The sequence below is a fragment of the Candidatus Amarobacter glycogenicus genome, from assembly GCF_016704105.1.
GTDB classification, from domain to species: domain Bacteria; phylum Chloroflexota; class Dehalococcoidia; order Tepidiformales; family Tepidiformaceae; genus Amarobacter; species Amarobacter glycogenicus.
The window spans coordinates 143970-157786 of the sequence record NZ_JADJAT010000006.1 but is presented as its reverse complement, the minus strand read 5'-3'; the positions used below and the strand labels follow the sequence as shown (position 1 = coordinate 157786).

13 protein-coding genes are annotated in these 13817 nt (G+C 63.6%); 11 read left to right on the top strand and 2 right to left on the bottom strand.

The window, feature by feature from the left end:
* Nucleotides 1–200 precede the first annotated feature (200 nt).
* Nucleotides 201–662 (bottom strand): hypothetical protein, encoded by a 462-nt coding sequence (locus IPG14_RS10215; RefSeq protein ID WP_343391722.1) that lies wholly within the window; start codon nt 660–662, stop codon nt 201–203.
* Between the two features lie 327 nt (nt 663–989).
* On the opposite strand from IPG14_RS10215, the gene IPG14_RS10210 reads away from it, so the two are divergent.
* The 7 genes from IPG14_RS10210 to IPG14_RS10180 all read left to right on the top strand — a co-directional run bounded on the left by IPG14_RS10210 (nt 990) and on the right by IPG14_RS10180 (nt 6706).
* Nucleotides 990–1622, top strand: coding sequence for a class I SAM-dependent methyltransferase (locus tag IPG14_RS10210; RefSeq protein ID WP_343391721.1), 633 nt, complete (start codon nt 990–992; stop codon nt 1620–1622).
* 9 nt (nt 1623–1631) lie between these two features.
* Nucleotides 1632–2222 carry a TetR/AcrR family transcriptional regulator gene (locus tag IPG14_RS10205; protein ID WP_343391720.1) on the top strand — a complete coding sequence of 197 codons (591 nt, stop codon included), beginning with the start codon at nt 1632–1634 and terminating at the stop codon, nt 2220–2222.
* 276 nt (nt 2223–2498) lie between these two features.
* The gene (locus IPG14_RS10200; RefSeq protein WP_343391719.1) at nt 2499–3680 is read left to right on the top strand and encodes a hypothetical protein; all 1182 of its coding nucleotides are present in this window, start codon (nt 2499–2501) and stop codon (nt 3678–3680) included.
* Between the two features lie 230 nt (nt 3681–3910).
* On the top strand, nt 3911–5089 hold the full coding sequence (locus IPG14_RS10195; RefSeq protein WP_343391718.1) for a phosphoribosylaminoimidazolesuccinocarboxamide synthase: 1179 nt from the start codon (nt 3911–3913) through the stop codon (nt 5087–5089).
* Nucleotides 5090–5234: 145 nt separating this feature from the next.
* Nucleotides 5235–5576, top strand: a complete 342-nt coding sequence (locus IPG14_RS10190) for a metalloregulator ArsR/SmtB family transcription factor (protein ID WP_343385209.1) — start codon at nt 5235–5237, stop codon at nt 5574–5576.
* 3 nt (nt 5577–5579) lie between these two features.
* Nucleotides 5580–6086, top strand: coding sequence for an SRPBCC family protein (locus IPG14_RS10185; protein WP_343391717.1), 507 nt, complete (start codon nt 5580–5582; stop codon nt 6084–6086).
* The gene (locus IPG14_RS10180) at nt 6086–6706 is read left to right on the top strand and encodes a dihydrofolate reductase family protein (protein ID WP_343391716.1); all 621 of its coding nucleotides are present in this window, start codon (nt 6086–6088) and stop codon (nt 6704–6706) included. The genes IPG14_RS10185 and IPG14_RS10180 overlap by 1 nt, the downstream gene beginning before the upstream one ends.
* A 116-nt stretch (nt 6707–6822) precedes the next feature.
* On the opposite strand, the gene IPG14_RS10175 is transcribed toward IPG14_RS10180, so the two are convergent.
* Nucleotides 6823–8433, bottom strand: coding sequence for a DUF1800 domain-containing protein (locus tag IPG14_RS10175; RefSeq protein ID WP_343391715.1), 1611 nt, complete (start codon nt 8431–8433; stop codon nt 6823–6825).
* Nucleotides 8434–8756: 323 nt separating this feature from the next.
* On the opposite strand from IPG14_RS10175, the gene IPG14_RS10170 reads away from it, so the two are divergent.
* From IPG14_RS10170 to IPG14_RS10155, 4 genes are all read left to right on the top strand, one after another.
* On the top strand, nt 8757–9638 hold the full coding sequence (locus IPG14_RS10170; protein ID WP_343391714.1) for a DUF1801 domain-containing protein: 882 nt from the start codon (nt 8757–8759) through the stop codon (nt 9636–9638).
* A 214-nt stretch (nt 9639–9852) separates the two neighbouring features.
* Complete coding sequence (locus IPG14_RS10165) at nt 9853–12630, top strand: molybdopterin-dependent oxidoreductase (protein WP_343391713.1); 2778 nt, start codon at nt 9853–9855, stop codon at nt 12628–12630.
* A gap of 104 nt (nt 12631–12734) precedes the next feature.
* Nucleotides 12735–13394, top strand: a complete 660-nt coding sequence (locus IPG14_RS10160; RefSeq protein ID WP_343391712.1) for a metalloregulator ArsR/SmtB family transcription factor — start codon at nt 12735–12737, stop codon at nt 13392–13394.
* A gap of 12 nt (nt 13395–13406) precedes the next feature.
* Nucleotides 13407–13817 (top strand): DsrE family protein, encoded by a 411-nt coding sequence (locus IPG14_RS10155; protein ID WP_343383901.1) that lies wholly within the window; start codon nt 13407–13409, stop codon nt 13815–13817.

Sequence of the window (13817 nt, the reverse complement as noted above, 5' to 3'; positions counted from 1 at the left end):
GGCGTTCGACCGGTCCTGATATAGTCCTTTGGTTGCCCCAAAACGAGGCGACAACAGGACTCGTCACTGGCGTCGCGCACGCGACTTGCCGGGCCGAATTGACCGGGGCAACCGAGGCTTCTGAATCCAGAAGAGGGCCCTTTGGTCGGGGTTCGAATCCCTGCTCGGCAACCACGAATCTAGCGTCGCCATAACGTCGCCTAAGCCGATGCTGGAGCAGCCTGTTCCGGCGGCTGATCAACGCTATTTCCGCTGGAGCCCGTCCGCAGCCAACGGCCGGCGCGATTCTCGTAGGTGTAAATGGCGCTTGAAACGAATCGGCGTTCCTGCGTCACGCCCTCCTTATCAATCTGTGACTTCCAGACCTTTACTCGTACGGCCATCCACGCCAGCGTGCCGTCGTCGGAGACGTGAACCTCAGGAGCTTCCAGGTCGTCGAACTCGTGGTACGTCGCGCGATCGAACGCTCCGACGAAGAGCTGGCGCATCTCGGCCCCGGTGAGGACCCGGAAACCTCCGTTGCCAACCGCCGTGAAGCTATCTGCTTGATTCAACATCATCGCGTCCAGGTCACAGGCAAGGTGCGCATCGCGCTCGTAGGCGTGGACTTCCAAGAGCTCTCGCCTTGCGTTCTTCGCTGCTGGAGTTTCCGAAATCTGCATGAACGAGACCCCCCGCCGGAGACTGTTTTCCCATTCGCCAACGACGTCACCGGGCTTCGGGTCGCGAACCGGTTCCGGCGCGTTCCCGTTCCTGGCCTTGCGAGGGCGCTGGCTTGAGCGTAATACTAAGCAAGCACTCACTTATTTTCCAGCAGGTGACCTATGGCGCACGGTATCTCCGCATCCACCCCCACCCCGACAACGGAGACGGGCAGCCCTGACCTGGGCTACCACTGGATTTGGACGTACGGGCACCTGCTGCCGGCATTCGTCTTCGCCGCGACGACTGTCGCGCTCATCCTGCTAGGTTTCCCGTGGTGGGCCTGGTTGGTCCCGGCCGTGCTGGCGGCCTGGGGCGTCGCCGGCTTCCTGGTGATGAGGTTCGGCGTGCGGATGAACGAGATCGCAGCTTTCCCCGCGGCCGATTTTCTGGCCGATGGCTCGGGCAAGGTGCTGGACGTTGGCTGCGGTTCCGGTCGGCTCACTATCGCGCTCGGGCGCGCGCGTCCGAGGCTGACTTTCACCGGGCTGGACAACTTCAGCGCGGACTACATCCATGGTCACGGCGCGGAGAATACGGAACGCAACTTCCGGCTCGCGGGCATTGCGGATCGAGCCACCATCCGCCCTGGTGACATGCGCGAGATGCCGTTTGAACCCGGTTCGTTCCAGGGCGCGATGAGCTCGGCCGCGATTGACCACCTCGAGCCCGACGGGATCCGAAAGACACTGCGCGAAATTCACCGAGTGGTGGAGCCCGGCGGTCAATTCTTGCTTCTCGTTATCGTGCCGAATATCTGGCTGAGAATTGCCTTCGGGCCGTTGGTCGGGCGAATGCGTCCTCGTTCTTTCTGGCAAAACGAGTTGACGGCCGCGGGCTTCGACATTCAACGGCAAGGCACAGTCCGCACGACGGCGCTGTTTCTCTCCCGGAACGACAACGCCCAGGCGGAGGAGTGACGGCCGCGTATGGCACGTCGAAAACGGCTCGAAGATGACGAACTGCTGGCGGTCGCACGCGAGCGGTTCGTCGCGGAGGGCTTCGCGGCCTCCACTCGCGGCATCGCGCAGGTTGCCGGGGTGGCCGAGGCGGTGCTGTTTCAGCGGTTCAAGACGAAGGCCGAACTCTTCTTCGCCGCTATGCTCCCGCCGCCGCCCAACCTCCACGAGATCCTGGTTTCCCGGCCGGATTGGGAAGAGCCGTCACGGAGGATGGAGGACATCGCGATAGGCGTGCTGGCGTACTTCAGGGAAATCGCACCAGTCCTCCTCCCCCTGGTGTCACATCCGGACTTCAACTACGAGAGTTTCGTGGCTCGCTACCCCGAGTCTCCCCTGAACCAGCTTGTCGAGGGGCTGCAAGCATGGCTCAAGCGCCTGGAGGCGCGTGGCGACGTAGTCGAAGGCGCCTCACCCGCAGTCGCGTTAGCGCTCGTGGGGACGATGGCCAGCCTTGCGATCTTCGAACGGATTGGCGTGCACGGCGGAGAAACGCCCGAGGAAATGGTGCGCCAGGTGGCGGCCGTGATCTGGCGGGGCGCAGCTCCCGCCCCAGGGTAATCAGGCTGCGTGAGGCGATCCACTCCCGGCCCCGAACGGACCCGCGTGGATGCGTCCACCACAGACCCGGGCGGAAGCACGTGCAGCCACGCTTCGCGCAGGTCCTCGGCGATTCGTGGCACTACGTGGCACTGAGCGGCTACGGTTCATACGGGGATACGACGGACTACGTCGATCCGTACGAAACAGCCGGGTGCAGTCCTGCGTCCCTGGGGCCACACTATGGTTCTCCTCGGCAACCATGCAGAGTATGGTGGCGGAGCACGGGATCATCTGGTGAGCAGGCTAGTCCCCATCGCGCTGAACATGGCGGTGCTCCTCGCCTGGGGCACCACCATGGCTTGCCGTGACTCGACCAGCCCACGGTCGCAGATGACGCTCGACGCCGTCGCGACTGCGCCAACTCACGGCCCGGGGCTCTTGACGCCCGGCGCGAGTTCTTCGCCCGCCGGAGAACTCCCCAGCTCGCGCTCGATAAAGCTCCCGCGAGACTCGTCAGGCTTCTGGTTCGCCCTTGATGTCGTGGGACCCGACCATGCGCTTGTCCAGTATTTTCCGGACGCGGCGAGTGCTGCCGAGCGAAGAACGCAGAGAGCCAGACTCGCGTTCATCTCTCTGCAGACCGGTCAGATCGAGGAGTTCAGAGAACTGGATCCGGGCGAACAGGTCGGCGAAACAGCGAACGATGGACGATTCGTCGTTTGGACTGAACTCGGGGTGTTCGGTGTCAGGGAAGCTCGCTGGAAACTCTGGGCACTGGATCGCCAAACCGGGCGATTGTGGACCATCGATGAGGACCAAGGCCTTGAGGCCGCGCGTCCCCTGTACGGCATACCCGTTTCGGTGCGTAATGGGACGCTCGTGTACGCCCGCCTCGTGAGTAGCGAAGCAAGCCGCTCCTTCGAGATCCAGATGGTGAGTCTCGCAGACGGAGTACAGCGCCGCATCGCGGCCGTCGATGGCACCACGCAGCTCATTCCTAGTGTCGCGTTGGTCAACGCTGACGTTCTCTGGGTTGTCCGAACACCGACGGCTGGCCGGCCTTCCGATGCCATGCTCATGCTCACGCCTGTCACGGGGGCCCCGGGCGAGACATTGCTCTCCAGCGGGTACTCGGGCCGGATCGCGGCAGGTGCGGGCGCGATCATCGCAAGCTGGAGTTCCGGAGTGTGGGCTGGTAATCCCGGCACACCTCTCAAGCAGGTCGTGCCCTTGGGCACGGCCTCGTATGTCGGCATCACCGAACAACATTTCCTCTGGGTAGACCAGGCCGCCCACCGTGCCTACGTTAAGCGAGCGAGTGGGGGCGCCGAGATCTTGGTGAGTGAAACGTACACACAGAACGTCTTGGTCAACGATTCGGTCGCATTGTGGGTCACGACGCCGGCGCTCGATACCGCGGGAGGTGTAGGTGTCGATCACTACATACTGTGGCTTTTGGTGTCTCAGTTGCCCTAGCGGGTACAAACGAGTCCGCGTGCGTCGACCGCCGTTTCGTCTGATCGGTCTGTGGCGTGGAGTAGACCACGGCCCCGCTCCGTCCCAGCATCCGAAGCCTGATATAGTCCCTTGATTGCCCCAAAACGAGGCGACAACAGGACTCGCCGCGAGCGCCGCGCAAGCGACTTGCCAGGCCGAATCGAGCTAGTCAACCGAGCCTTCTGAATCCAGAACGAGGCTTTGGGACGTTGGTCGAGAGCAACCCCAGGTTGCAGCCCTGCTCGGCGACCTTTATGAGGATACCGATGGATAACGACCTTCTGACTGAAGCCCAGGCACTTGACCTGGTCTACAGCTACATGACGACCGAAGGAGGGGTCAGCACGACTCAGGAACTCCTGGATTCGGGCGTCGTTCCCGCTTTGAAGGGATTCACGGTGCGGCCGGGAAAAGTCTCTGACTCTATCCACGGGGGGAGAGTCGAATTCACGAAGAAGGACGGCACTGTTGTCGAAGCGGAAAACCCCCGGCTTGTGACGCGGGACGGGACACCGCTGCGGATCATGGTCAGGACGCAGCGAATCTCGACACACGATATCAACAGGGGGCACATCCCGTTCAAGGACCAGATTCTCGCGGCGAACCACAACTACATGAGACGGTTGGTAGAACCTGCAATCGGAACGTCGCAATTTGATGTACCTGGTCTTGAGGATAACGACGTCGTCATCGCTGCCGAAAACCTGCAGCTCATCCCCATCGAGAACATATTCAGGGCATACATGGCGACGAGTTCAACTTCGACCTCGCTCTATCAGGCATGGAAGCGCGGGGATACGACGTTTGCAGGGCACATTATCCCTGAAGGTCTGGTTGCAAATGGTCCGCTGCCATACGTCATGGACACCCCTTCGACGAAGTCAGAAGATCACGACGTGACATCGTCCGCTGAGGAGATGATCCGGCAAGGAGACATTACATCGGCGCAGTACACGGCAATACGCAACAGTGGGCTGGTGGCCTTCGGGATGGCAGCGCAGGTGCTTCGCAGCAAAGGCATCATCCTTGTCGATACGAAGTTTGAACACGGCATCAACAGAGCGGGGAAAATCGTGAGCCAGGACGAGATTCTGACGATGGACTCGTCCAGGTTCTGGCTGGCATCGGACTACGATGCCCAGATGGAGCGGTTCAACCTGGGAGAGCTTGACGAACTCAATCCGAAGTCGTACTCCAAGGAATTCGCGCGCGGGTTTTCCGAGGGAGACAAAGGATATACCGACGAGCAGCGGATAGTCATCGCTGCTCGATACGTCATCGGCATACAGGAATTGCTGGGAAAGCGGTTCGAGCCTGACATGAGGCCCCGTGATGAACGGGTCGTGACCGGGCTGCGGAAGGTCGTGGAGCACCTCGCCGCGCGATAACCTCGGCAGCATCAACCCGATGTCTTGGTCTTCGGGCTGACTGTCGCGGAACTTGCCCTGCCTGACGCGGCCGATGCCCGGCGTGCGGGGAGGCCAGGAGCCCGACCCTGCTTGACACATGCCAATATAGGCATATGATGACGGCATAGCAAGAGCATCGACCACCTCGGATGTCTTCAACGCGATCGCCGAGCCGCAGCGCCGGGAGATCCTGGTGCTGCTGCGGGCGGGTGAGCGGCCGGTGACCGAGTTGGCCCAGGAGCTGGGGATGACCCAGCCGGGGGCCTCCAAGCATCTGCGGGTGCTCCGGGAGGTCGGCCTGGTGCGAGACCGCAAGGCGGGCAAACAGCGGCTGTACGGTATTGACGCCCGCGGCCTGCGTCCGGTCTACGAGTGGACCGGCGGCTTCGAGCGGTTCTGGAACGAGAGCTTCGACCGGCTGGACGCATACGTGCAGGACATCAAGCAAGCATGGCAGGAGGTGTAGCTGATGAGCGCGACGGGACAGGAGGTGCCGGAGCAGTCCGCGAACGCCGACCGCGAGGTTGTGATCTCGCGGATCATCGACGCCCCACGCGAACTGGTGTTCGAGGCGTTCACCGAGGTGCGGCACCTGTCGCGCTGGTGGGGGCCGGAGGGGTTCAGCACGACCACGCGGGCGTTCGAGTTCCGCGTCGGCGGAGTGTGGGACTTCGTGATGCACGGCCCGGATGGGACGGACTACCAGGAGTGGATCACCTGGACCGATATCCTCCCGCCGCAACGGATCGCGATGCTCCACGGTGAGTCCCGCGACGACCCCAACGCCTTCGAGTCGGTCCTCACGTTCGAGCGCGTCGGGGCGGCGACCCTGATCGAGATGTGCACGATGTTCCCCAGCAAAGAGCTGCGAGACGAGGCGGTCGAGAAGTACCACGCGATCGAGGGCGGCCAGCAGACCCTGGGCAACCTTGCTGCCTACATCGCCGAGATCGTCCGGAAGGGAGCCGAGGACTGATGGCCGGAAAGGTGTTCTTCAGCGTGACAATGTCGCTGGACGGGTTTATCGCGCCCGGGTCCCTCGGGGACTTGATGGGGCAGCAGTGGATGGAACTGCAGCAGTGGGCTTTCCCGCTGCGGTTCCTCCGAGAGAACCTGAAGCTCGGCGACGGAGGCGAAGAAGGGCGCGATAACGACATCCTGCGGGAGACGTTCAAGCGCACCGGCGCGAGTGTGATGGGCAAGCGCATGTTCGATGCCGGCGAGCATGCGTGGCCGGAGGAGGCGCCGTTCCATACGCCGGTTTTCGTCGTAACGCACGAGAAGCGTGCCCCCTGGGAGCGGCCGGGCGGCACGACCTTTCACTTCGTCAACGACGGGATCGAGGCCGCGCTCAACCGGGCCCGCGAGGCCGCCGGCGACCGGGATGTCCGTATCGCCGGTGGCGGAGAGACGATCCTTGAATATCTGAACGCCTGCCTTATCGACGAGTTCTCGATCGCGCTCTCGCCCGTGCTTTTTGGCTCCGGCATCCGCCTGTTCGAGGGCGTGGATGCAAGCCGCGTGGCCCTGGAACTGGTCGGCGCGGAGCCCTCCCCGAGGGTGACGCACCTGACCTACGCAGTCCGGGAGCGGTAGCTCTCTCGACCTCGCGCCCTTTTGCGCGTCAATTCGAACGCAGAGTCGCCATAACGGGGCAAGAAGGGGCCAGCGGGCTTCTGTGCTGCGAGAGCGGACGCCTTCGCCAGCAAGCGTCAGATGAGCTGGTACTCCGGGCTGGCGAGCACCAGGTAGGCAACCGCCGCCGCGCGTTCCTGCGGATTCGTCACTGTTCTCGCATGCGCGTAGAGCGACTCGCGCGATTCCGGTGAGATGTTGTCGTCCACGAGCCGCTTCAGGGCCTCGTCCACAAGCACCTCGGGAGAAGAAGCACCCTGGAGGGCGGGAATGGGGGCAGCCCGGCCCGCCGGGAAGAGCACCGTGTCGAGGAAGTTCAGGCGGCCGAAGAAGGTGCTGGAGCTCAGCCATGTCTCGCCGCCCGGCCACCCGGCGACGTTGGGCGGGTCGAAGAGGGTCTGGTCCATGGTCGCTGCGGCGCGCTCGATTCCCCGCCAGTTCGTCTCGAGTTCCAGCGCGCGGACGGCGCCGACGGCGAAGTCGACTGGACTGCGGACAAGCGAGCGGTAGGCGCGGATGGAGTAGAACTCGTCGCTCACGAGGATGGCTCGAACGACATCCCGGACGCTATGGCCAGAGGTTTCCCATACGTCGACCAGCCGGCCTATCGTCTCCTCGTCGGGGTCGCGGTAGGCGAATTCGCTGAACAGCCGGCGGGTGACGAACCGCGCGGTTGCGGGCTGTTCCATGATAATGGAGATGATGTCCTCGCCTCCGAACGGCCCGGTCCGCCCGAGAAACGTCTTCACTCCCTTGTCGTGGAGTTTCGGGTCGACGAGCCATTCGGGCTGCCACGCCGCCCACATCTGACTCACGAACTCGTTCCGCTCCGGGGTGCTGAGACCCTGGGGGATCGGCCTCCGTTGGAGGGGTGTTAGCCGCCACCCGGTGAACGCCCGCGCGCTCTCTCGCACGTCGGTTTCGGTGTAGTTGCCTTCGCCCATGGAGAAGAGCTCCATCAGCTCGCGGGCGAAGTTCTCGTTCGGGTGCTCGGCGGTGCTGTCTACCGTGTTGAGGTAGATCATCATGGCCGGGTCCTTCGCCACGGCCTGGAGGAGGTCGTCGTAGCGCCCCAGAGCGTGGGACCGGAAGAGCTCGTTCTGCCGGATGATGGTCTTCGCGCCCATCATCTCCAGGATGCTGACTTGCGTTGTCAATAACCCGTGCCAGATGTACGTCATCCGCTCTTCCAGCGGTCGCGTGGTGTAGGACATGCGGGTCAGCCACCAGCGCTGCATTTCGAAGGTGATGAGTGGTCGCTGGTTGTCGACGCCGCGGCCCGGTGTGGACAAGTTGAAGTTCGCGGCCGCAATGCGGCGGTCCAGTGCCGCGTTGTCCAAGGCCCCGAAGTTGAGCAGGCGGTCGGCGGCCTCCTCGCGCGAGAGTTCGGCGAACGCCTGGATCTCCCCCAGTGTTCCACCCCAGCCGGCCCGTCGTAGGAGGTGGGCTGCCCGGGCCATCGGATCTGCAATCGGCTGCTTGAGTGCTTCGGCCGCAAGCTTCGCGTCGTCGGGTGTTGGTGAGGAGATGTCCGGCCTGCCCGTGCCCCCGCCATCCCCTCTCCTGGCCAGGGCAACCACTGCAGCGGCCGTGCCACCTGCGGCAACCGCTGCCGTCCCGGCCAGCATGGCTCGCCGCGTTGCAGCGCGTTGGAGCAAGGGCACGGAGGGCTCGGGGTTCTCGTTCATGGTGTTGACTCGGCGGCGGAATGCGCCCCTCTCCGGAGCCTGGCGTTCGACCTGTCGAACGGAAGCAGAGTTTACATCTCGATCGCCTCGCGAAACACCTGATCGACACGGGACCGCCGAGAGACGCGCTGAGGTCGGCATTGCCGTGCCCAAAGCCGGCTGAAGGGGCCCGACTGCGCCAGGGTCCGCTTCGGGCCCGAGCCGTGCGCGCCCCCGCACTGCCAACTGGCAACCTGGCCCCGGTCCCTCAGGTAAACTCTTTGCATGCGACGCACCAGCCGCTGGGCGGCGCGACGACATCTCAAGTCTCAAGGATTCAGAGCATGGACCAATCGGACGCGAGCCAGGGCCAGGCGGCATCGGAGCTCATCTCAAGCCGAATCGCTGAACTCGCCGATTGGCGAGGGGAAACCCTGGCCAGGATGCGCAGGCTCATCAAGGATGCGGCCCCGGACGTCGTCGAGGAGTGGAAGTGGAGAGGCACTCCGGTTTGGTCATACGACGGCATCATCTGCACCGGTGAAACCTACAAGAAGGTCGTGAAGCTGACTTTCGCCCGGGGAGCGTCTCTGGACGATCCGGCCGGTCTGTTCAACTCGAGCCTCGAGGGCAACGTGCGCCGCGCCATCGACATCCACGAAGGAGAAGAAGTCGACGAAGCCGACTTCAAGGCGCTCGTTGGGAAGGCCGTCGCCCTCAACAGTTCCCGCAAGTCGAGACCTTCCCGCGCTGCCAAACCCGGGGCGGCGGCGGGCGATGGCAAGCGGCCAACGGCTGGGAGAAACGGAACCTCTGTCACCGCTGGACCGAAACTCCTCGCGGGCGGCAACCCACAGATCGCGAAGGCCGATGGCGACGCTCCCGTGCAGGCCTACATCGCGGCCATGCCCGGCTGGAAGCGCGAGACCGGGAGCCGGCTTGACGCGCTCATCGTGCGCACCGTCCCGGAGGTGCGCAAAGCAGTGAAGTGGAATTCGCCCTTCTACGGCGTCGAGGGCCAGGGCTGGTTCCTCAACTTCCATTGCTTCACCCGGTACGTCAAAGTTGCGTTCTTCCGCGGAGGTTCGCTGCAACCCCTGCCCCCCGGCGAGTCGAAGGACAAGGACGTGCGGTACCTCGACATTCACGAGGGAGACCAGCTCGATGAGGACCTCGTGGCGAGCTGGATCCGGCAGGCATCGGAGTTGCCCGGCTGGGTCCCGTAGAGGCGGGGGCCGTTCGAAAGCCCCGACGGAAACACCCCGTCGCCGCGGGGAATTGCCTCCCGTCGCGCCTTCCTCGGTTAGCTGCGGACATGACGGCAGTCATCCTCAGCGGGCGTAGCCTTGCGGTACGCTTGCGCCCTTTCCATGGCGACCGCTGCCGAACGGTCGCTGGGTTCGGTGCGATTCGGAATTCGCAAGCTGGGGTAGGACTGAGATGAACAAGTACCGCGAGAACACGACCTGGGACTCCGTCCACTGGGGTACGCATTGCGTCGATTGTTACCCCGGTGGGTGCCCGATGCGCGTCTACGTGAAGGACGGCGTCATTGTCAGGGAGGAACCCTCCGGTACTTTGCCGGTGATCGACCCCGCTGTGCCGGACTTCAACCCGATGGGTTGCATGCAAGGGACGTCCTGGAGCCAGTCGCTCCATGGGCCGGACCGGGCCCAATTTCCCCTCAAGCGGGCCGGGAAGCGCGGCGAAGGCAAGTGGGACCGCATCTCCTGGGACCAGGCGCTCAGGGAGATCTCCGACATCTTGGTCGATGCCATTGAAGAGCATGGCCCGCGGTCGATCATCCGCGAAGGCACCCCCGAAGCGGTCGTCGGCGGCCCGACGGGCCGCTTCTTCGGGCTCATTGGCGGCCAGGCGATGGACCTCAACGCGGTCATCGGCGACTTCAACAGCGGCGTCTACGCCACGTTCGGCAAGAGCCACGTCGAAGGTTCTGCCGATGATTGGTTCCACTCCGAGCTCCTCGTCATCTGGAACAGCAACCCTGTCTACACCCGGATTCCCTTCTACCACTTCTTCAGCGAGGCGCGGTACAACGGAGCGGAAATCATCAACGTCTCGCCCGATGTGAACCCTTCCCACACGCACGCCGACTACCAGGTCAACCTCGAAGGGGCGAGCGATGCAGCCTTCGGGCTCTCGCTGGTCCAGGTGATGTTCGCGGAAGACATTGCCCACTGGGACTTCATGCGCGAACAGACCGACATGCCCCTCCTGGTCCGGCGTGACAACAGGAAGTTCCTGCGCCAGCCCGACATCGAGGGCCTGGGCCGCGAAGACCAGCTGTATCACTGGCATCCCGAAAAGGGTCTGGTCCTCGCGAACCGCGAAACTCTGAAGCTCGACGGCGCCAGGGTCGCCCTCGAAGGCGAGTTCGATGTCAGGCTCCACGATGGACGGACCGTCACCGTCGAACCGGTCTGCGCCGTGCTCCGCCGCAAGCTCGATGAGCACTACACGCCCGAAAAGCAGCAGAGCATCACGGGGGTGCATCCCGACGTCATCCGGTTGGTGGCCCGCAAGATCGCCGCCAAACGCACCAACATCTTCCTTGGTATGAACGCCTGCAAGATGTACCACGGGGACTTGATTGAGCGAACCATGTCGTTGGTCCTGGCCGCCAGCGGAAACTGGGGCAAGAAAGGCACTGGCCTGAGGACGTGGGCGTCGGGGCTCCACGACGGCGCCCAGATCGCCATGAACAAGCGAGGCCCCGGAGCCGAAGCTTCCGAGGCGGTCATCGCCGGCCGCGACAACGCGATCGCGATGGTCAAGAAGATGGATTCCTCGCTGATCAACGATGAGTTGGCCATGTACGAGATGGTCAAGGGGCGCCGCGGCCTCCTCGGCATGATGGATGAGAGGACAGGGGACGATGTGCCCGCCGAGGCGAATACTCCTCCCGTTTTCTGGTGGTACAACCAGATGGACTTCCGCGAGCGTTGGAACAACCCCGACTGGAGCGACCGCTCCATGGCCCGCACCTTCGATGAGTACATGAATGCCGCCATCGAAGCTGGCTGGTGGGACGGCCTCGATCACCCGCGGAAGGATGCCGAGCCACAGGTATACATCGAGTGTGGCGGCAACACGTTTCGAAGGACTCGTGGCGGCAAGAAGTCGATGGCCGGCCTCTGGTCACGGCTCCGGGCCGTCATCGCGATCGACTTCAAATTCAACGCCACTGTGCAGAACGCCGACTACTTCCTCCCGGCCGCCCAGCATTACGAAAAAGTCGCGTTTTCGATTCCCGGTCCATTCGTCGCCAACCTCACCCTCGCCGACAAGATCGTGGAGCCGGCCGGCGAGGCCCGCAGCGAGTGGGACATCTTCCTTGCGATCCTGGGGGCCGTCGCCGAACGCGCGAAGGAACGAGGACTCGAAGCCTTCACGGCGCCCGATGGCTCCATCACGCGCTACGATCGGCTCGTGGCGGGGTACACCATGGGCGGCTACTACAAGGACGAAGAGACGGTTGCCGATGAACAAATCCGGGACTCCGCGCTCGCCGGAACGCTTCCCGAAGGGGCCACCCTCGCGAAGCTGCGTGAGACCGGGTTCATGCGCTTCACCAGCATGGGTATGAGCCCCTACATGCTCGGCCAGGCCACCGAACTGAAGCCGGACAACGTGATCACGCCGTTTACCAAGCACATCGAGCTTGGCGAACCGTTCCCCACCTACTGCCGTCGTGCCCAGTTCTATATCGACCACGAGTGGTTCCTCGAGGGCGACGAGCAGCTACCGACCTACAAGCCCAATCCAACCATGGGCGGTGACTATCCGCTCGGGATGTCGTCTGGGCACAACCGTTGGTCCGTCCACTCGATGAACCATTTCAATCGACTCGTCCTCGGGACTCACCGGGGTTCGCCAAGCGTCATGGTCAACCCCGATGACGCCGAAGCGAGAGGCGTGAAGGACGACGACCTCGTCCGGATCTTCAACGACCTGAGCGAGTTTCATGCCAGGGTGAAGGTTGCGCCGAACGTGAAGCCGGGGCAGATCGTCTCCTATAACGGCTGGGAGCCCATGCAGTACAGGAACTGGTCCGGCGCCAACGAGATAGAACCGGGCATGGTGAAGTGGCTCGGCTTCTCCGGCGGTTACGGCCATATCAAGTACAACATGCTGAACTGGCAGCCGGTCCCGGCCGATCGCTGGGTGCGATGCGACTTCGAGGTCGCCAGCGAATAGCCCCCTGGGCAGCAGACAGATGGGCTTCCGGGCCGCACTACATAACGTCCTTGGGTTCTGCCCCTCTTGACGCCCGAAGCTAGTTGTTGCAGAGTTGCACAACTATGCAAGTTGAACCGGCCGACGCCATCTTTCACCAGTTCGCGCGGATTGCCGACGCCCTCTCTTCGCCGAGCCGCCTGAAGCTCATGGACCGGCTTTGCCAGGGCGAACAGACCGTGGAGCACCTGGCAGAGGCAGCCGGTCTCAGTGTCTCCAACGCCTCCCGTCAACTCCGGATCCTGGCCGAGTGCCGCCTCGCAGAGGTGCGGCGGGACCCGCCCCGTGTCTACTACCGCATCGCGGGAGAGCGGGTCGTCCGGTTCTGGTTCTCGTTGCGCGAACTCGCGCGGGAGCAACTCTCCGAGCTCGACCGCATCATGGTCGACCTGGTGGCTGGCCGGGACTCGCTCCTGCCCATCAGCAGGGATGAACTCCTGGCGAAAATGCAGACCGGCGAAGTCGTCGTTGTCGACGTCCGTCCGGAAGCGGAATACAAGGCCGCGCACATCCCGGGCTCGCTCTCGATCCCGGTCGAGCAGCTCGAAGCGCGGCTGGCGGCCATCCCTTCCGGAAAGCAAGTAGTGGCCTACTGTCGAGGGCCGTACTGCCTGCTTTCTGTGGACGCCGTAGAAGTGCTGCGGTCTCGCGGAATCCCGGCTGTGCGGCTCGAAGATGGAGTTCCCGAGTGGAGGGCTGCCGGCCTCCCACTCCAGACCGCCTGAAAGGAAAACCGAATGCTCAGCTCAGTGAAGAATCTGCCTCGCCGGATTGTGGGCCGTACCCCGGCCGGGACTCCGCCCACGGTCCTGATCGTCCTCAGCCACGCGCCGTTCGACGGCGACACGACCTGGAACGCGTTGCGGCTGGCGTCCACGCTCCTCGATCGCAACTCCCCGGTTCGCATCTTTGTCATGAACGATGCCATCGACGTTGTCCGCCAGGGCGCCATGCCCGAGGGCTCCGAGTTCGACCTGCAGGCCATGCTCCGCGCTCTTCTCCCGAGGGGCGGGCGGGTCAAGATCTGCACCACCTGCATCAACCGTTGCGGGATCGGCCAGGGCGAAGTTATTCCCGAGGCGATCCTGGCCACCATGGCAGACCTTGCAGCGTGGATTACCGAGAGCGAGCGGGTGCTCGTCTTCTAA